Origin of the sequence: Ampullimonas aquatilis (assembly GCF_049675895.1) — a bacterium.
Taxonomy (GTDB): domain Bacteria; phylum Pseudomonadota; class Gammaproteobacteria; order Burkholderiales; family Burkholderiaceae_D; genus Ampullimonas; species Ampullimonas aquatilis.
Window position 1 is genome coordinate 2,850,161 of the sequence record NZ_CP183834.1, and the last position, 18,152, is coordinate 2,868,312.

Genomic DNA, 18,152 nt, shown 5'->3' on the forward strand with positions numbered 1-18,152 from the left:
TTTAACACATTTTTATCGGAAATTTTTATGAGTAAAAAGATTAAATGCGCATTAATCGGTCCAGGCAATATTGGAACTGATCTCCTTTATAAGCTAAAACGAAGTCCATTTCTAGAGCCTGTTTGGATGGTAGGTATTGATCCAGAATCAGAAGGACTAAAACGTGCCGTAACTCTAGGTCTTAAAGTAACAGCTGACGGAGTAGATGGTTTATTGCCGCATATAAAGGAAGACAATATTCAAATTGCATTTGATGCAACTTCAGCATACGTACATGCCGAAAATAGTCGAAAGCTGAATTCACTTGGTGTACTTATGATCGATCTGACACCTGCGGCAATCGGACCATACTGTGTTCCACCTGTAAACCTTATTGAGCACGTTGGCAAGCGAGAAATGAACGTCAACATGGTCACATGCGGTGGTCAAGCTACGATACCTATGGTCGCAGCTATTTCTAGAGTTCAAAAAGTTGAATATGGAGAAATTGTAGCGACAGTTTCTTCTAAATCAGCAGGTCCTGGAACAAGAAAAAATATTGATGAATTTACAAGAACCACTTCACAAGCAGTTGAAAAAATTGGTGGTGCCAAAAAAGGTAAAGCAATCATCATTATCAATCCGGCTGAGCCACCATTAATTATGCGTGACACTGTGCATTGTCTAACTGAAGACTTCCCAGATAGAGAAAAAATCACAGAATCAATAAATCTTATGATTAAAGAGGTTCAAAAATATGTGCCAGGTTATCGCCTTGTAAATGGTCCGGTATTTGATGGCAAACGTGTGTCAATCTTTCTAGAAGTGCAAGGTCTTGGGGATTTTCTTCCAACGTATGCGGGCAATCTCGACATCATGACTGCTGCAGGAGCTAGAACTGCAGAAATGTTTGCCGAAGAAATTTTGGCTGGACGCTTAGTACTTGAGCCTAAAGTGATCACAAAAGATCCGACATTAGTTGGTTGTGGCGCTTAATGAACTCTGAGGATATTGAAAAATGAATATTAGTGGTAAAAAAATTACTGTACATGACATGACCTTAAGAGACGGAATGCATCCTAAACGTCACTTAATGACTCTTGAACAAATGATTAGTATTGCTACAGGGCTTGATGAGGCTGGAATTCCGCTTATTGAGGTAACACATGGAGATGGCCTTGGTGGCTCTTCGGTAAATTATGGTTTTCCCGCTCATTCCGATGAGGAATATCTGAGTGCAGTAATTCCTCGCATGAAAAATGCCAAAGTTTCAGCACTTCTACTACCAGGTATTGGCACAGTTGATCACCTAAAAATGGCAAGGGATTTAGGAGTTAATACAATTCGAGTCGCCACTCACTGTACTGAAGGAGATGTTTCTGAACAGCACATAACGATGGCTAGAAAGCTTGACATGGATACGGTAGGCTTCTTGATGATGAGTCATATGAATTCTCCTGAAGGCCTTGTAAAACAAGCAAAACTGATGGAGTCTTACGGAGCAAATTGCATTTACGTCACTGATTCTGCAGGCCACTTATTACCTGAAACAGTTAAGAGCAGAGTTGGTGCAGTCAGAGATGCGCTTAATCCTGAAACTGAATTAGGTTTTCATGGACATCATAATTTAGCTATGGGAGTAGCAAATTCAATTGCAGCTATTGAGGTCGGAGCAAACCGAATTGATGCCGCCGCGGCAGGATTAGGTGCTGGAGCTGGAAATACACCCATGGAAGTCCTGATTGCAGTATGCAGTTTAATGGACGTTGAAACAGGCGTTGATGTATCAAAAATTACTGACGTGGCTGAAGACCTCGTTATTCCAATTATGGACTTTCCAATTCGTATAGACCGCGACTCTTTAACTTTGGGCTATGCAGGTGTATATGGCTCTTTCTTACTATTTGCAAAACGTGCGTCTCTTAAATACAAAATACCTGCAAGAGATATTCTTGTTGAATTAGGAAGAAGAGGAATGGTTGGTGGGCAAGAAGATATGATTGAAGACACTGCATTGACTATAGCTCGAGAACGAGGAATTTTAGTATGAAACTCAGTAATGGGCTAATCGCCAACTTAGCAGAAAGACTTGAATCATGTCAGCTAGAAGTTCGTGACACTGTCAAAATCACTGACGAACATCCAGATCTAGACTGGGAAGATGCTTATGCAGTTCAGGATGAAATTCTTAAAAGAAAACTTGAGAGAGGCCTAAGGATTATTGGACTAAAAGCTGGACTTACCTCTCATGCAAAAATGAAACAAATGGGTGTTAGCTCACCAGTATTTGGCTTCATGACAAATGATTACCTTGTTCAAGATGGTGGTGAAGTTCAAATGAATGAACTAATTCACCCAAAAGTTGAACCTGAAATCGCATTTATTTTGAATAAATCACTAACTGGGCCAGGCTGCAGTATTGCGGATGTATTAAATGCCACAGCATTCGTTCTACCTGGTATTGAGGTTATTGATAGTCGTTACAAAGATTTCAAATTCGATTTAAAGAGTGTGGTTGCAGACAATACTTCTGCAACTCGCTTCGTTATTGGAGGAATTGCATCGCCAGTAAAAGGAATAGATTTAAGCACTCTTGGAGTAATCCTTGAAAAAAATGGGTCTTCTGTTGCTTATGGCGTTGGTGCAGCAGTTCTAGGCAATCCTGCTACTGCTGTAGCAATGTTAGCCAATCATCTTGCAGAACGCGGGAAAGAAATTCCTGCTGGGGCAATAGTACTTTCTGGCGGCATCACTGAAGCTGTTTCTGTATCCAAAGGAGACGTCTTAACTCTTAAGGTACATGGAATGGGAAGTACCAGTATTCGGTTCATCTAATTCTTACTCTCACTAGGAGACATTAATGCCTTTAGCACAAATCTTCATGATCAAAGGTCGTACTGAAGAACAAAAAAAAGCTGTTATTGAGAAAGTTACCGCGGCAATTGTAGAGGGCGCAGGTGCCCCGAAAGAGGCTGTACGAGTTTGGATTCAGGAAGTTCCAAATACGGACTGGGGTATAGCAGGTCAAACAGCAAAAGATCTTGGCAGATAAGCATATCACTCCACCTTATTCAAGTTAATTTCTTTACCTATTTATAAAGAGATTCTATGTTCCTCCTCCGGTTCTAGGCTTTGATTTCTTAATATCTCCAAGAATAAGAAGTTTGGATCCGGCTTTTTTAAATCTAAATCTAGCATTTATGATCTAAATAAAATTAATTATCTGAATCCACGTACTAAATAATAATTATTTTTCTTTTATTAAAAATCGCTGTTGTGGTTCTGGAGACAATATGCTTATCAATAAGAATAACTTCAAGGATGTCCTCAAGCTAGAGGAAACCTTATATGGACTATGGGTGGCAGCAGGTGAAAATTTGAGCGCAGAAATATGCGCCAGCGCAGATTTTGACTGGTTATTAATTGACTCAGAACACGGCCCTAATGATTTACGTAGTATTTTCTCTCAACTGCAAGCAGTTGCACCTTACAAATCTCACCCAATAGTACGTCCACCTGAAGGCAATCCAGTTTTAATTAAACAATTGCTTGAAACAGGTGTTCAGACTTTACTGATTCCTATGGTTGAGTCAGCCGATCAAGCTACACATTTGGTAGAAGCAATGCGTTATCCACCTGATGGTATTCGAGGCGTAGGTAGCGCACTCGCTCGAGTATCTCGTTGGGGAAGAGTGGAAGATTATTTATCGAATGCAAATGATGAAATGTGCTTGTTAGTTCAAGTTGAAACAGTAAAAGGGTTTGAAGCGCTTGATGAAATACTAGAAATTGAGGGTGTTGATGGAGTTTTCTTTGGTTCAGCAGATCTTGCTGCATCCTATGGATCACTAGGACAGTCTTATCACCCTAGTATCGTTAATAAAATATTAGATGGATTACAACGGGTTAAGGCTAAAGGAAAAGCAGGTGGAGTTCTTTGTACCGACAAAGAACTTAATGAGCAATATATTTCGGCTGGAGCCAAATTCGTTGCCGTAGGTGTTGACACATTGCTATTGGCGAACGCCACAAGCACTCTTTGTAAAAGTTACAAACTCAAACAAAAGGAGCAAGTCACAAGTAAAGGTTATTAATCATGATTTATTTCAAGATAAATATAGAGAACAGTAATCTTACTTTCAAATGTGCCTCAGATCAGACCATCTTAAGTGCTATTGAGCGCCTTGGAATAAAAGGAATTCCAATTGGCTGTCGTAGGGGTGGGTGTGGAGTTTGTCGAATTCAAATACTTGATGGATCAGTTACTAAAAAGGTGATGAGTCGTGAGCATATTAGTTCATTAGACGAAATATTGGGTCAAGTATTGGCATGCAGAGTACAACCAACCAGCGATCTTCTAATTCGTATCACTGGAAAAATTGGAATAAAAATATTTAAGTCAGAACATATCTGCAAAGAAAAGTCTCTTACATTCTCCCATGAGTAAACCACTCATTTTCTCATCAAAATAGTCATTAGATTATTACTTGACAATGAAGACTTTGAACGCGCAAGAATTAAATATCCACATTTCATCATCATCTAAAAATTCCTACTCTAACTAAATTTATAAATAGCTTATTTGATTAATCATTTAAATATTAATCTCGGGAGACAGAAATAGTGCCGACAAATACTACACGCCGCGCTGTTCTTAAAAAAGGTATAGCTGCCGCAGTTACTTCTATCCCTTCACTAGGTTACTCATTGACAAAATCATTAAGTCAAGATTCATTCAAAATTGGCTATATTAGTCCACAAACAGGCCCACTATCAGCTTTTGCAGAACCAGATTCTTTTACTCTAGAACAAATAAAAAAGATTACCACTAAAGGAATTATTTCTGGTGGAAAAAAATATACGGTTGAAATCATTTATAAAGACTCACAATCAAATGCATTCAGAGCTGGTGCAATTGCAAGTGATTTAATTTTGAATGAGAAAGTTGACTTGATCTTAGCTTCGTCAACTCCAGTTACCACAAACCCTGTTGCAGACCAATGTGAACTTTATGGCGTACCTTGCATTACGAATGACACGCCCTGGCAGCCTTATTTTTTTGGACGACATGGCAATCCGAAACGAGGATTTAAATGGACATATCATTACTTTTGGGGATTAGAAGATATCGTTTCTACTTTTACTAATTTGTGGACCCAGATTCCCACAAACAAAATGATTGGTACGCTTTGGCCAAACGATGATGATGGTATTGCTTGGGGTGATGCACGACTAGGTTTTCCTGCTGTACTTTCCTCTAAAGGCTTCAATATTATTGACAAAGGGCGTTTTCAGATTCCTAACATCGACTTCTCATCATTTATCACTGAGTTTCGTAAAACTGGTGTTGACATTATTACAGGTGTCATACCTCCTTCAGTTTTTACAAACTTCTGGAATCAGTCTGCGCAACAATCTTTTCACCCGAAAATAGTCACAGTTGCCAAAGCTACCGAGTTTCCTACGGCAATAGCCGCGTTTGGTGATCGAGCAATTGGTTTAACGGTAGAGCTGATGTGGAGCCCAGGTCATCCATTCAATTCAAGCCTAACAGGTCAAACTTCACGGCAACTTGCAGACGAATACATGGCTGCAACTGGTCGTCCTTGGATGGTGACTTTGGGGTTCAAACATTCACTTTTTGAAGTTGCGATAGATAGCCTAAAACGTGCTGGCGGAAAAAATCCTGAAGCAATTAGGGATGCAATTTCTAACACGCAACTTAATACTGTTGTTGGTCCTATCAACTTTAAAGTCGGTCCTGTTCCCAACGTAGCAAAAACACTATTAGTGACCGGCCAATGGCAGAGACGAGGTAAAAACATTGATCTTGTGATTGTTGAGAATAGCCAGGCTCTATTGATTCCTAAACAAGCTGAACTCGAAGTGATCAAATACAACTAACTTATTTTGATAGTTTCTGAAGGTCGTCGACTAAACAACAAATCCAGAGTTACTGACTGAATTCAGTTATTTCCGATGTCAAAAGATATTTTTCACGTGTGATTACTTTTACACTAGCTATTAGCTTGCTAAAGATGTCAAATAAATTGCTTAAGTAATGTTTTGACCATTGAACACTTTATAGTTTCTAAAACATTGGCCAAACAGATTACACGTCTTATGGTGGTCAACTTGAAAAGTTTAATACACATTGAGTAAAGTACTCTTCAGAGTCAGATTTTGATTGCCTCAATGAGCGGCATATCAACCAGCGACAGAAGTCCTTCTTCAAATTGCGTTAAAGTCTCGTTTATTATCTTTCTTTGACCCACTACCAGTTAAATATTTTTAACATTAGTTGCTTATGATTTAACTGATTATTAAGACAAACGTACTCTTAAACTGACTTTTTTAGCTTCTGTCATGCATCGAATTATTGTTTTTGCCATTCCGATTTTTGCCTTACTGATCGCCATAGAATTTATTTACGGCTTGATCAAAAAGCATAATACGTATCGCTTTCATGACACCATCAGTAGTCTGAGTCAGGGTTTATTAAGTCAAGTCACTGCAGTCTGTACCCAGCTTTTTCAGATTGGCTTATACACCTTGATCTTTCCCCATGTGGCTCTGATTCATAACGAAAATTTGTGGGACTCTTGGTATGGCTGGTTGCTTGCCGTATTGCTTTACGATTTCTTTGATTATTGGCTGCATCGGGTAGGCCATAAAAGTGCTGTCTTCTGGGCGGCTCATGTTGTGCACCATCAAAGCAAACACTTTAATTTTTCGACTGCACTACGTCAGGAAAGTGCCTATGCACTACTTGGCTGGATTTTTTACCTGCCACTTGCGGTAGCCGGTATTCCGCCGGAAATTTATGGGATTGCTGGATTAATTGTTTTGCTTTACCAATTCTGGATACACACCGAACATATTGGCAAGTTGGGCTGGTTTGATACCATTTTTTCAACCCCTTCCAACCATCGTGTTCATCACGCTGTCAATGATCGTTATATTGATAAAAATTATGGTGCCATATTGATATTATGGGATCGGATGTTTGGTACCTTTGAGCCTGAAACCGAGCCATGCATTTATGGCACCCGACCAGCGTTGCGTGGTTGGGATCCACTCAACGCCATCATCCACGTCTATAGCGATCTGACCCGACAAATCGTACGAACCGACCGTTGGATAGACAAGTGCCGTATTCTGTTCAAGCCGCCAGGCTGGCAACCCATATCTCAAGATACGCCTCAAGATGACAGCAGAACATCTCTCACCAATATTGAGCCCGGTATCGAAACCAATGAAGATATCCACGTACTGCAAATCAACCAATACTGGTCTGCAACGGTGCTGTTTGTGCTCAGTCTGGTTGCCGTAGGCTGGTTTCTCTGGTGTGCCGAAGATATGAGCCTAACAGCGGATTATCTGGCAGCGACAGGTGCGTTTGGCGCACTCTGGGGCATTGGTGCCATACTTGATAACCGTTTAAGTGCAACAAGCGGCAGCTTAATCAGTATCCTGGCTACCTGTCTCACCTTTCTCTCCTGCCACATCAGGTCTTAATTGGTTTTTTCACGGACAATCAAATCACTGAATGTCCGAATCATTATTTTCATGGAATTTCATTATCTTATTTACCTGTTCGCTTTTTTTGCTGGTATGGTCGATGCCGCGGTAGGTGGCGGTGGTTTGATTCAGGTACCTGCACTTTTTAATCTTTTCCCACAAGCAACACCTGCCACATTGCTTGGTACCAACAAGTTTGCCTCCATAGTAGGCACCAGTTTTTCGGCTCAACGTTATCTCAACAAAATCACCTTGTCCTGGCAAATATTTTTGCCTGCCATGTTCAGTGCCTTTCTGCTGTCCTATCTGGGCGCTAGCGCCGTTTCATTGATACCTCGTCAAACCATGCGCCCCATTGTCCTGGTATTGATGATGATGGTCACGATTTATACATTACACCGAAAAGATTTTGGCCTGACCCACGCCCCCCAAAATATCGGCCGCACTGAACAAATCAAGGCCATCATCATTGGTGGTGGCATTGGTTTTTATGATGGTATTTTTGGCCCTGGTACGGGCAGTTTTTTGATTTTCATGTTCATTCGTTTTTTTGCAATGGACTTCCTACATGCGTCTGCCACCGCTAAATTGGTCAATTTGGCCACTAACGCGGCTGCGCTGTGCTACTTCATACCCAGCGGCAATGTTTTATTTGCCGTGGCGCTACCCATGGCGCTGGCCAATATGTTGGGCGCAGTCACCGGTACTTGGTTGGCGTTACGCCATGGTGCCAAATGGGTACGTATTTTATTTTTGATTTTGGTGAGCCTACAGATCATTAAACTGTCATATGATGTTCTGATAGGCGTCTAAATGCACGATCAATTATTTATCTTTTAATGGACTACCGGTCATGTCTGCGGGTATCACCCAGGTATCAAACTCTTCTTCTGTCACATAACCTAAAGCCAATGCAGCAGCCTTAAGGGTTGTCCCTTCATGATGGGCCTTTTTGGCAATGATGGCTGCCATGTCATAGCCAATATGTGGATTAAGTGCCGTGACCAGCATCAGTGACTCGTTCAGTAATTGTTCAATCCTTGGTAAATTGGCTTTGACACCACGCACACAATGCTGATTAAAACTGCTCATACCATCGGCAAGCAGTCGAATCGACTGCAACAGATTATGCGCAATCATGGGACGATAAACATTGAGCTCAAAGTTGCCATTCGCACCACCGATATTGATAGCCACATCGTTACCAAAAACCTGGCAGCAAATCATCGTCAGTGCTTCACACTGGGTGGGGTTTACCTTGCCCGGCATGATTGAACTGCCCGGTTCATTTTCAGGAATCAAAAGCTCACCCAAACCACAACGTGGGCCCGAAGCCAGCCAACGAATATCGTTAGCCACTTTCATCAGGCTTGCAGCTAGAGATTTAAGACTGCCATGTGTAGCAACCATGGCATCTGCACCTGCCATGACCGCAAATTTATTGGGCGCTGTGATGAGTGGCAATCCGGTCAAATCGGCCAGCTCACTGGCCACCATTTCAGCAAACTTTGATGGCGCATTGAGCCCGGTTCCCACAGCAGTTCCACCCAAAGCTAATTCATAGAGTTCTGGCAAGGCTGCACGTATACGATAAATGGCATGATCAAGCTGTTGAACATAGGCTGAGAACTCCTGCCCCAGCGTTAACGGCGTGGCGTCTTGCAAATGGGTACGGCCAATTTTGACTATATCCTTGAAGTCCAGCATCTTGTCATGCAGCATATGTCGCAAAGCTACCAAACCTGGCAACAGACTATCGGTAATACCAAGAGCGGCAGCAATATGCATTGCGGTCGGGAACACATCGTTGGACGATTGCGACATATTGACGTCATCATTGGGATGTACCAACCGTCCTTCACCACGCTTTCCCCCCAAAATCTCACTGGCGCGATTAGCGATGACCTCATTGAGGTTCATATTGGTTTGAGTTCCCGAGCCAGTCTGCCAGACTGACAAGGGAAACTGGCTGGCGTGATGACCGGCCAGTATTTCATCTATGGCCGCAATAATGGCTTTCACCTTATCTTCGGTCAACTTGCCCAGGTGGTGATTAACGTGCGCGGCGGCGCGCTTGATGAGCGCCAGAGCATGAATCAATTCAGGAGATTGGGTTTCACTGGAAATGGCAAAGTGCAGGATAGATCGTTGGGTCTGAGCGCCCCATAAGGCAGAACTAGGGACTTCTATCGCGCCAAAAGAGTCATATTCGGTCCGTGTGGTGCAATTCATGTGATGCCCCCGTCTGATGATCAGTTTGACTTCTGACAATCATAAGCCAATCTGATTCCCCTGGACGAAAAAAAAGCCTCTGACGAGGCTTTTTTTCATAAGGAAAGATCACGTTTATTTAACGATCTCGGCCACTTCCTTTTTACCTGCCTTGATTTCATAAACGGTGATCGCGCCATTCTTCAGATCACCCTTTTCATCAAACTCGACTGTGCCACTGACCCCATCAGTTTTGGTTTGCGGCAAAGCAGCAATGATTTTTTCTGGCTCGGTGGAGCCTGCGCGTTTCATGGCATCAACCAATACATAAACCGCATCATAGGCAAATGGTCCATACACCTGAACTTCGCTATTGAAGCGCTCTTTGTAATGGGCACGGAATTCTTCGCCTTTGGGCATTTTGGATAATGGCAAACCTGCTTCGGTACAAATCAAAGCTTCGGACGCATCACCAGCCAGTTCGATAAATTTGTCAGTACAGGCACCATCACCACCCATCAGATGCATTTTCATACCCAGCTCTTTCATCTGTCTGGCCATGGGTGCAGCCACATCATCCATGCCACCAAACATGATCACATCAGGTTTAGTCGCTTTCAGTTTGGTCAGAATCGCCTTGAAATCTTTGGCGGTATTGGTGGTTGCTTCATGAGCCACGACATTGATGCCAGCTTCCTTGGCAACCTTTTCAACAATGTCAGCCAGACCTTTACCGTATTCGGTCGCATCATCAATCACAGCAATGGATTTTGCCCCCATGGTCTTGATGGCGTAGTTGGCAATTGCCGGACCTTGCTGGGCATCAGTAGCAATCGTGCGATAAGTCGCCACCATGCCTTTTTCAGTTTTGTCAGCCTTCAGAGTATAGTTAGGATTGGTCGATGAAGGCGAAATTTGTGGGATGCCAGCACGCGCATAAATCGTTGAGGCTGGAATAGACACACCAGAATTCAAATGCCCAACCACGGCCACCACTTTTTCGTCGACCAGTTTTTCGGCAACGGTTGTACCCTGCTTGGGATCGGCAGCATCATCTTCGGCAACCAGTTCCAGTTTGATTTTTTTGCCGCCAATTTCCAGACCGGCTTTGTTGATTTCTTCAACAGCCAGCCTTGCACCATTTTCATTATCTTTACCCAAGTGGGCGATACCACCAGTCAGCGGTGCCACATGTCCAATCAATACCACAGTTGGTGCTGTTTCAGTCGTCGCGGCAGGTGCCGCACTGCTCGGTGCCGGCGCGGCTTCTTCTTTTTTGCTACATGCCGACAAGGCCAAAAAAGTGCTGGCTAGCAACAGCGCCAGCTTGGTCAAGCGTGGTGACATATCAGGTTCTCCTTGATGAAAATGAATTGACTAAAGTCCGATCAAACTGACTATAAACCCTTGGGCAAAGGGAAAGTAGTGTGTTCTTCAACGCCATCGAGCTTACGTACCGTGGTGGCGCCCAATGCGCGCAGCCGTTCAATGATTTGCAAGGCCAGTGCTTCGGGTGCTGAAGCGCCAGCGGTCAGGCCAATCCGTTTTTTGCCGACCAGCCACTCTGGCTTGATCTGTTCCGGCGCATCAACCATATAGGCGGTGGTACCCTTTTTTTCGGCCACTTCCCGCAGACGATTGGAATTGGAACTATTGGGACTGCCCACCACGATCACCAGATCGCATTGAGGTGCCATGAATTTCACTGCATCCTGACGATTTTGCGTGGCATAGCAGATGTCGCCTTTTTTGGGCTCACTGATCAGCGGAAAACGGGCACGCAGCGCAGCAACAATATCGGCGGCATCATCTACCGATAAGGTGGTTTGGGTGACATAGGCCAACTCGGTTGGATTGGCCACCTGCAATCTGGCAACGTCGGCAACCGATTCCACCAAATGAATACCGCTATCAGTTTGGCCCATGGTGCCTTCGACCTCCGGGTGACCAGCATGACCCACCATGATGAGCTCTTTACCCGCAGCACGCATCTTGGCCACTTCAATATGAACCTTGGTGACCAAAGGGCAAGTAGCATCAAATACCTTCAAACCCAGTGCTTCGGCTTCGGCACGGACTGCCTTGGAAACCCCATGTGCGCTGAAAACCACCGTATTGCCCGTCGGTACTTCACGCAGATCCTCAATAAAAATGGCACCCTTGCGGCGCAGATCGGCCACCACATAAGCGTTATGAACAATTTCATGACGTACATAAATAGGTGCGCCAAACTTGGCAAGCGCACGCTCAACAATATCAATGGCGCGATCCACACCAGCACAAAAACCGCGCGGTTGTGCCAAAAGAATTTCGGCTGTGGCAGTAACATTAGTCACAATAGCCTCACTCATTTACAGCACACCAATCAGTTTGACTTCAAATTGAATCGCCTTGCCAGCCAGTGGATGATTGAAATCAAATAAGGCATAGGCATCCGTCAACTCCTTGAGTACACCAGCATAACTGCCGCCTTGTGGAGTAGGAAACTGCACCAGATCACCTGGCAGCACCGCTTCATCGGGTGATTTATTGGCATTGAATGCCGCCCGCGAAATCCGCTGAATCAGTTCTGGGTTGCGCGCACCATAAGCTGCGTCTGCCGACAAGGCAAAGGCTTGCTCGCTGCCTTCTGGCAAACCAATCAGACAACTTTCCAAAGTTGGTGCCAACTGTCCAGCACCCATCTGGATCGTGGCTGGTTTGTCTGAAAAAGTGTTGATCACCTCGGTGCCATCTTCCAGCGCAATACGGTAATGGAGGGTCAAAAAGGAATGGGCACTGACCAGCGGCGTGGTCGTATCGTGGTTGGACACAGTCATAATGCTTTCATGAATCAGTTGTATCCCTGATTGTACGTGAGAAATCGGCCCTCTATACAGCACACAAACATGAATCACCCTCTTCCCAAACACCATCTATGGCAACTAATTAACAGCCATTTTAAGGAGTATGTTTAAAAATAGGCTCATCAAGTGCGTTAAATAAGCATCAAAATTAATAGTCCCAAGGAGTATAAATTTGGCGATTCATGATTGGCCTGAAGATGAACGTCCCCGCGAAAAACTGCTGACTCGCGGCGCCGCAGCATTATCCGATGCTGAGTTGCTCGCCATTTTTTTACGCATGGGCGTGAGTGGCAAATCGGCAGTGGATTTGGCGCGTGACATGCTGCTGCACTTTGGCAACCTCAATGGTATTTTTACTGCCAGCGCTCAACAATTCTGCGAGATCAAAGGACTGGGTCCGGCCAAATTCACCCAATTTCAGGCTGTGCTCGAAATGACCAAGCGCGCCCTGGCAGAACAACTCAAAGCCCGCACTACGCTTAGCTCGCCCAATGCAGTACGCGATTTTTTGCGCCTGCAGATCGGCAACCGCCCCTATGAAGTTTTCATGGTGTTGTATCTGGATGCACAAAACCGCCTGATCACGAGCGAAGAAGCCTTTCGTGGCACCCTCACCCAAACCAGCGTTTATCCGCGCGAAATCGCCCGCTGTGCCCTGGAAAATCAGGCTGCCAGCGTAATATTTGCGCACAATCATCCGTCTGGCGTGGCCGAACCCAGTCAGGCAGATCGGCATCTGACCAAAACACTCAAACAAGCCCTGGCCATGCTCGACATTGCCACGCTGGATCACTTCATCGTCACCCAGGACAGCATTTTTTCTTTTGCTGAAACAGGTCTGCTATAAATCAACCCACCTTGAACACAAGTAAACATGCGGATTTGCCGGAGCATGAGTCATTTACCATCAGGAAACGAGCAAAACAACTTGACCAAAAACACCTTTGCCCTTATGATGATGGGCTTTTCGATTAACACCTCTTGCCTCGGTTTATTTGCCGTGGGCACTAAACCAAGAATTCAGGAGTACCACCATGGCACGCGTATGTCAGGTCACGGGAAAAGGGCCGATGGTTGGCAACAATGTTTCCCACGCCAATAACAAAACCAAACGTCGTTTTTTGCCTAACCTGCAAAATCGTCGTTTCTGGGTCGAAAGCGAAAACCGCTGGGTTCGCCTTCGCTTGACCAATGCAGGCCTGCGCCTGATCGACAAAAACGGTATTGACTCCGTTCTGTCCGATCTGCGTGCTCGCGGCGAAGCCATTTAATAGGAGCCTACCATGCGCGACAAGATCAAACTCGAATCCACCGCCGGTACTGGTCATTTTTACACCACCACCAAAAACAAGCGCACCATGCCTGAAAAAATGGAGATCAAAAAGTATGATCCTGTTGTTCGCAAGCATGTTGCCTACAAAGAAACAAAAATCAAATAATAAAGGTCGAGGCTGCACCGCAGCTGATCCGGCTCTCACAAACCCGCTACAAGCGGGTTTTTTATTGCCTGTTACTTTTACACCTGGTCGGCATCTGCGCCTAATCAGACACCCTTACAGTCGACTGACTAACGCTTTCAATGACAGCAACCCAAGCCATTCAGCGTCATCATACTAAGCTGTCATACTCAACTTTACCTGGCAACTAAGGGATAGGCCTAAGGATATAGCGTACCGATTGCTCTACACTCAAAACCGCATGCTCAAGGAGACTTCATGAATGCCCTGCTCAAATTTGCCCGCCTGATCGACGCCTTCACTGAAGCAATCGGCAAAACAGTCGGTTGGCTGATATTGCTGGCCGTGATCATCTGCACCACCAACGCCTTGATGCGTTATACCTTCAGCATGAGCTCCAATGCCTGGCTTGAAATTCAATGGTATCTGTTTGCCGGAGTCTTTATGCTGGCTGCCGCTTACACCCTGCGTAAAAATGAACATGTGCGTATCGACGTCATTACCAGCCACTTTTCACCACGTGTACAAGCCTGGATCGACATTTTGGGCAGTCTGTTCTTTTTATTGCCGCTATGCTTGTTGATGCTTGATTTTTCCATTCCCTACGCACTGAAATCAATTCAATCGCAGGAGATGTCGCAAAACGCTGGCGGCCTGATCGTCTGGCCTGCCCGGCTATTAATCCCCGCAGGCTTTGCCTTGTTAACGATCCAGGCCTGTTCAGAACTCATCAAACGAGTCGCATTTTTACGCGGCATGATCGATAGCAGCGAATTTGAAAAAGGCAGCCAATCTGCTGAAGACGAAATCATTGCCATTGCCAAAGCCAATCAATTAAATGTTCCGGTTGCCGATCTGAACATCACCAAGGACTGACTATGCTTGCCGCCATTCTGCCTGGCATTGCCCCTTTTATTGCCGAAAACATGGCGCCCATCATGTTTGGCGCCTTGGTACTGTTTTTACTGTGTGGTTATCCCGTAGCGTTTGCACTCGCCGCCAACGGGCTGTTTTTTGGATTGATTGGCATTGATGTCGGTCTACTCAAACCAGAGTTAATGCAAGCCCTGCCCAACCGGGTTTTTGGCATTATGCAAAATGACACTTTGCTGGCCATTCCCTTCTTCAGTTTCATGGGACTGATTCTGGAACGCAGTGGCATGGCCGAAGACCTGCTCGACACGATTGGCCAACTGTTCGGGCCGATTCGCGGCGGCATAGCTTATGCCGTGATTTTTGTTGGCGCACTACTCGCCGCAACCACTGGTGTCGTGGCTGCATCAGTCATCTCAATGGGCTTGATCTCGCTGCCGCTGATGCTCAAATATGGCTACGATAAAAAACTGGCCTCGGGTGTGATTGCCGCTTCGGGCACGTTGGCACAAATCATTCCACCATCCTTAGTGCTGATTGTCATGGCCGATCAATTAGGCCGCTCCGTCGGCGATATGTATCAAGGTGCTTTTTTGCCCGGTCTGGTTTTAACCGGATTTTATGCAGTGTATGTGCTGCTCGTGACACTGATCAAACCCGAAGCGGCACCTGCACTGCCACTTGAAGCCAGATCATTGCGTGGCATGGCATTGTTTAATCGTGCCATTGTGGCATTGTTGCCCCCATTAGTCCTGATCTTCCTGGTGCTGGGTACTATTTTTCTAGGCATTGCCACCCCAACCGAAGGTGGCGGCATGGGAGCTGCCGGCGCGTTGTTATTGGCATTATTCAAACGCCGCCTAACCTGGTCTTTACTGCGTCAGGCGCTTGATTCCACCACCAAACTTTCCTGCTTTGTCTTGTTCATCCTGGTTGGCTCCACCGTATTTGGCCTGGTGTTTCGAGGTGTGAATGGTGATCTGTGGGTTGAACATTTATTGACCGCCTTGCCTGGTGGTCAACTGGGTTTTTTGATTGTGGTCAACATTCTGTTTTTCTGCCTGGCCTTTTTCCTCGACTTTTTTGAACTCGCCTTCATTCTGGTACCACTGGTCGGCCCAGTCGCCGACAAGCTGGGCATTGATCTGATCTGGTTTGGTGTTCTGTTGGGCGTGAATATGCAAACATCCTTCATGCACCCCCCCTTTGGCTTTGCACTCTTCTACTTACGCTCGGTAGCGCCTAAAGTTGTCAAGACCACCGAAATTTATTGGGGTGCCGTACCGTTTGTGGTGATTCAGGTCATCATGGTTGCGCTGATCATTGCCTTCCCCAAACTGGTCAGCCATGATGCCACCAAGGCCAAAACCGAAGACGTGCCCTTGCAGATTGAAAGCCCTGCCGAGAATGGGGATGGTCAATCCGGCAGTAGCAATTCTGAACCTGATGCCCCACAGTTCTCGATTCAGGATGATAAAAAATAATAATGCCGTCAATGACAAGACCAACCTGACCGGCTCATATGAAGATAGCTTGACAGACTAGAGAACACTGGTTCACAACTCGATCTTCATGATCGGGACGAGAACCATTGCTGAAAGCCTTCTATAGCGTCAGGCATCACCGCTCTCGCACGATCGTTTATCTGAACTTCAGCGAGGCGAATAGCGTTTCGCCAATCGGGTTCGCCACACAGTGCTGTAGCAATATCTGCCGCATCGAGCATGGCAAGATTGACGCCCAGTCCGACTGGCGGCATAAGATGAGCAGCATCGCCAATCAGCGTGATGCCCATCCGTGGCATCCATCCAAAATCTGCCGGCAAGGTATAGATCAGTCGCTCGGCAAAGACACCACAGGCATGCAGGAGATGGCGCAGATTAGGTGCCCAGTTCTGATAGCAGGTTTGGAGCAGTTCTCTAGCCGCGATATGTGCGGTCTCGTTTTCAAGCCGGTCCTTGGGACGTTTAAGTGCCGCATAGATGCAGATGCGTCCCTGTCCGTTGCGTTGTGCAAAGATCGCCTCCGCCCCACCGAAAGAAAACAGTGATCCCCGGCCAACCAGTGCAGCCTCTTGTGTGGTCGGGGCTTCGATCCAACCTTCAAAAAATGTAATGCCCGTATAGATTGGCTGGATTTCGCTCAAGGACGGCCTGACGCGTGACCAAGCACCATCCGCACCAATGACCAAATCGGCTTTGACCCGTGAGCCATCCGCAAAGAACAGCTCATGCTGACACGCCCCGCCAGAGTCGATATGGGTCAATCGACTACCCCATCGCACCACATCGGCAGGCAACGCATCAAGCAACAAGTTTCGCAGCACACCGCGATCAATTTCAGGCCGATCCAGGTGTTCATCGGGCCTGGAAGTACCTGCGATAGCTCGTCCCGAAATGGAATCAACATCACGCTCATCCTGGTCCTCGTGGCGAGCAATCGCCCGGAACGCATCAAGCAATCCCGCGCGTTTGAGCGCAATCTGTCCCTTGTCTTCATGCAAATCCAGGGTTCCGCCTTGCGCACGGTGTGCAGTTGATAGCTCGCCCTCATAGACACATACACGATGCCCGCCTCGATGCAGGATGACAGCAGCAGTCAATCCAGCGGGACCACCGCCCACGATAGCAATTTTCGGTTTGATAGAAATAGACATTGTGTCAGTGCTCCAATTTAAGATATATTGGTTCCAATGTAAATTATATCGGAACCAATGTAAATGCCTAACAACACTGCCGACTGGCGACCCGGTGGGAGCCCAGGCTTCCACCTCAATCTGCTTTCACGACTGCTTACCCGGTTCTTCGATCGCCACCTTGCCGATCTTGCTATTAACGTGGCGTATCTACCTGTGCTGGGTGCGCTACGAGGATCTACGCCGCTCTCACAGAAAGAACTGGCCCAAATTGGTCAAATTGGCCAGCCAGCTATGGCGCAAATGTTGGAGCGGATGCTCAAGGAAGGACTATTGATTCGGACATCGGATCCGACTGATAGTCGAAAAGCTCAGTTCACGTTGTCTGAAAGAGCAACCGATCAAATGGCGAGCATCCGCTCGGCTTTGTCCGAGGGAAACAGTCAGATCTTCTCTGTACTAACGGATGACGAGATTGAAGAATTCATGGCAAGCCTGAAGAAGATTGAAGCTAGACTAAAAACATTACTGGAAGCCGAAAAGTAACAATGCGGCTTGGGGAGAGAAACGCCCTCTAGTGAGCCTCAGCAAACGTCAGTCAATCCGGTGTTACGTCATGATGAAACAAAA

Annotated in this window: 20 protein-coding genes; 15 read left to right on the forward strand and 5 right to left on the reverse strand. The window is 45.8% G+C overall.

What is annotated here, in order from left to right; translation table 11 throughout:
* Window positions 1–27: 27 nt before the first annotated feature.
* From ACMYR3_RS13285 to ACMYR3_RS13325, 9 genes are all read left to right on the forward strand, one after another.
* Entirely contained in the window at window positions 28–975 is a 948-nt protein-coding gene (locus tag ACMYR3_RS13285) for an acetaldehyde dehydrogenase (acetylating) (RefSeq protein ID WP_424192415.1), read from the forward strand.
* Between the two features lie 22 nt (window positions 976–997).
* A complete protein-coding gene (gene dmpG, locus ACMYR3_RS13290) occupies window positions 998–2,029 on the forward strand; it encodes a 4-hydroxy-2-oxovalerate aldolase (protein WP_424192416.1) in 1,032 nt (343 codons plus the stop codon).
* On the forward strand, window positions 2,026–2,814 hold the full coding sequence (dmpH, locus tag ACMYR3_RS13295; protein ID WP_424192417.1) for a 2-oxo-3-hexenedioate decarboxylase: 789 nt from the start codon (window positions 2,026–2,028) through the stop codon (window positions 2,812–2,814). The genes dmpG and dmpH overlap by 4 nt, the downstream gene beginning before the upstream one ends.
* 25 nt (window positions 2,815–2,839) lie before the next feature.
* Window positions 2,840–3,031, forward strand: a complete 192-nt coding sequence (locus ACMYR3_RS13300; protein WP_424192418.1) for a 2-hydroxymuconate tautomerase — start codon at window positions 2,840–2,842, stop codon at window positions 3,029–3,031.
* Between the two features lie 241 nt (window positions 3,032–3,272).
* Window positions 3,273–4,073 carry an aldolase/citrate lyase family protein gene (locus tag ACMYR3_RS13305; protein ID WP_424192419.1) on the forward strand — a complete coding sequence of 267 codons (801 nt, stop codon included), beginning with the start codon at window positions 3,273–3,275 and terminating at the stop codon, window positions 4,071–4,073.
* A gap of 2 nt (window positions 4,074–4,075) precedes the next feature.
* A complete protein-coding gene (locus ACMYR3_RS13310; protein ID WP_424192420.1) occupies window positions 4,076–4,426 on the forward strand; it encodes a 2Fe-2S iron-sulfur cluster-binding protein in 351 nt (116 codons plus the stop codon).
* Between the two features lie 176 nt (window positions 4,427–4,602).
* Window positions 4,603–5,883 (forward strand): ABC transporter substrate-binding protein, encoded by a 1,281-nt coding sequence (locus ACMYR3_RS13315; RefSeq protein WP_424192421.1) that lies wholly within the window; start codon window positions 4,603–4,605, stop codon window positions 5,881–5,883.
* Window positions 5,884–6,345: 462 nt separating this feature from the next.
* Window positions 6,346–7,497, forward strand: coding sequence for a sterol desaturase family protein (locus ACMYR3_RS13320; RefSeq protein ID WP_424192422.1), 1,152 nt, complete (start codon window positions 6,346–6,348; stop codon window positions 7,495–7,497).
* A 51-nt stretch (window positions 7,498–7,548) separates the two neighbouring features.
* Window positions 7,549–8,313: a sulfite exporter TauE/SafE family protein gene (locus ACMYR3_RS13325; protein WP_424192423.1), complete on the forward strand. Its 765-nt coding sequence runs from the start codon at window positions 7,549–7,551 to the stop codon at window positions 8,311–8,313.
* 12 nt (window positions 8,314–8,325) lie between these two features.
* On the opposite strand, the gene fumC is transcribed toward ACMYR3_RS13325, so the two are convergent.
* The 4 genes from fumC to ACMYR3_RS13345 form a co-directional block, all read right to left on the reverse strand.
* Complete coding sequence (gene fumC / locus ACMYR3_RS13330) at window positions 8,326–9,732, reverse strand: class II fumarate hydratase (protein ID WP_424192424.1); 1,407 nt, start codon at window positions 9,730–9,732, stop codon at window positions 8,326–8,328.
* Window positions 9,733–9,846: 114 nt separating this feature from the next.
* Complete coding sequence (locus tag ACMYR3_RS13335) at window positions 9,847–11,058, reverse strand: branched-chain amino acid ABC transporter substrate-binding protein (RefSeq protein ID WP_424192425.1); 1,212 nt, start codon at window positions 11,056–11,058, stop codon at window positions 9,847–9,849.
* 50 nt (window positions 11,059–11,108) lie between these two features.
* On the reverse strand, window positions 11,109–12,047 hold the full coding sequence (gene ispH, locus ACMYR3_RS13340; protein WP_424192426.1) for a 4-hydroxy-3-methylbut-2-enyl diphosphate reductase: 939 nt from the start codon (window positions 12,045–12,047) through the stop codon (window positions 11,109–11,111).
* 15 nt (window positions 12,048–12,062) lie between these two features.
* Window positions 12,063–12,530: an FKBP-type peptidyl-prolyl cis-trans isomerase gene (locus ACMYR3_RS13345; protein ID WP_424192427.1), complete on the reverse strand. Its 468-nt coding sequence runs from the start codon at window positions 12,528–12,530 to the stop codon at window positions 12,063–12,065.
* 199 nt (window positions 12,531–12,729) lie between these two features.
* Between ACMYR3_RS13345 and radC the strand changes: the two genes are divergently transcribed.
* From radC to ACMYR3_RS13370, 5 genes are all read left to right on the forward strand, one after another.
* Window positions 12,730–13,404, forward strand: a complete 675-nt coding sequence (gene radC / locus ACMYR3_RS13350) for a RadC family protein (protein ID WP_424192428.1) — start codon at window positions 12,730–12,732, stop codon at window positions 13,402–13,404.
* Window positions 13,405–13,591: 187 nt separating this feature from the next.
* A complete protein-coding gene (gene rpmB / locus ACMYR3_RS13355; protein WP_424192429.1) occupies window positions 13,592–13,828 on the forward strand; it encodes a 50S ribosomal protein L28 in 237 nt (78 codons plus the stop codon).
* 12 nt (window positions 13,829–13,840) lie between these two features.
* A complete protein-coding gene (gene rpmG / locus ACMYR3_RS13360) occupies window positions 13,841–13,996 on the forward strand; it encodes a 50S ribosomal protein L33 (protein WP_424192430.1) in 156 nt (51 codons plus the stop codon).
* A 276-nt stretch (window positions 13,997–14,272) separates the two neighbouring features.
* Window positions 14,273–14,890, forward strand: a complete 618-nt coding sequence (locus tag ACMYR3_RS13365; RefSeq protein WP_424192431.1) for a TRAP transporter small permease subunit — start codon at window positions 14,273–14,275, stop codon at window positions 14,888–14,890.
* A gap of 2 nt (window positions 14,891–14,892) precedes the next feature.
* Complete coding sequence (locus ACMYR3_RS13370) at window positions 14,893–16,371, forward strand: TRAP transporter large permease (RefSeq protein ID WP_424192432.1); 1,479 nt, start codon at window positions 14,893–14,895, stop codon at window positions 16,369–16,371.
* A gap of 86 nt (window positions 16,372–16,457) precedes the next feature.
* On the opposite strand, the gene ACMYR3_RS13375 is transcribed toward ACMYR3_RS13370, so the two are convergent.
* Window positions 16,458–17,543 (reverse strand): FAD-dependent monooxygenase, encoded by a 1,086-nt coding sequence (locus tag ACMYR3_RS13375; RefSeq protein ID WP_424192433.1) that lies wholly within the window; start codon window positions 17,541–17,543, stop codon window positions 16,458–16,460.
* 63 nt (window positions 17,544–17,606) lie between these two features.
* On the opposite strand from ACMYR3_RS13375, the gene ACMYR3_RS13380 reads away from it, so the two are divergent.
* Complete coding sequence (locus tag ACMYR3_RS13380; RefSeq protein ID WP_424192434.1) at window positions 17,607–18,068, forward strand: MarR family winged helix-turn-helix transcriptional regulator; 462 nt, start codon at window positions 17,607–17,609, stop codon at window positions 18,066–18,068.
* The last annotated feature ends 84 nt before the right edge of the window (window positions 18,069–18,152 follow it).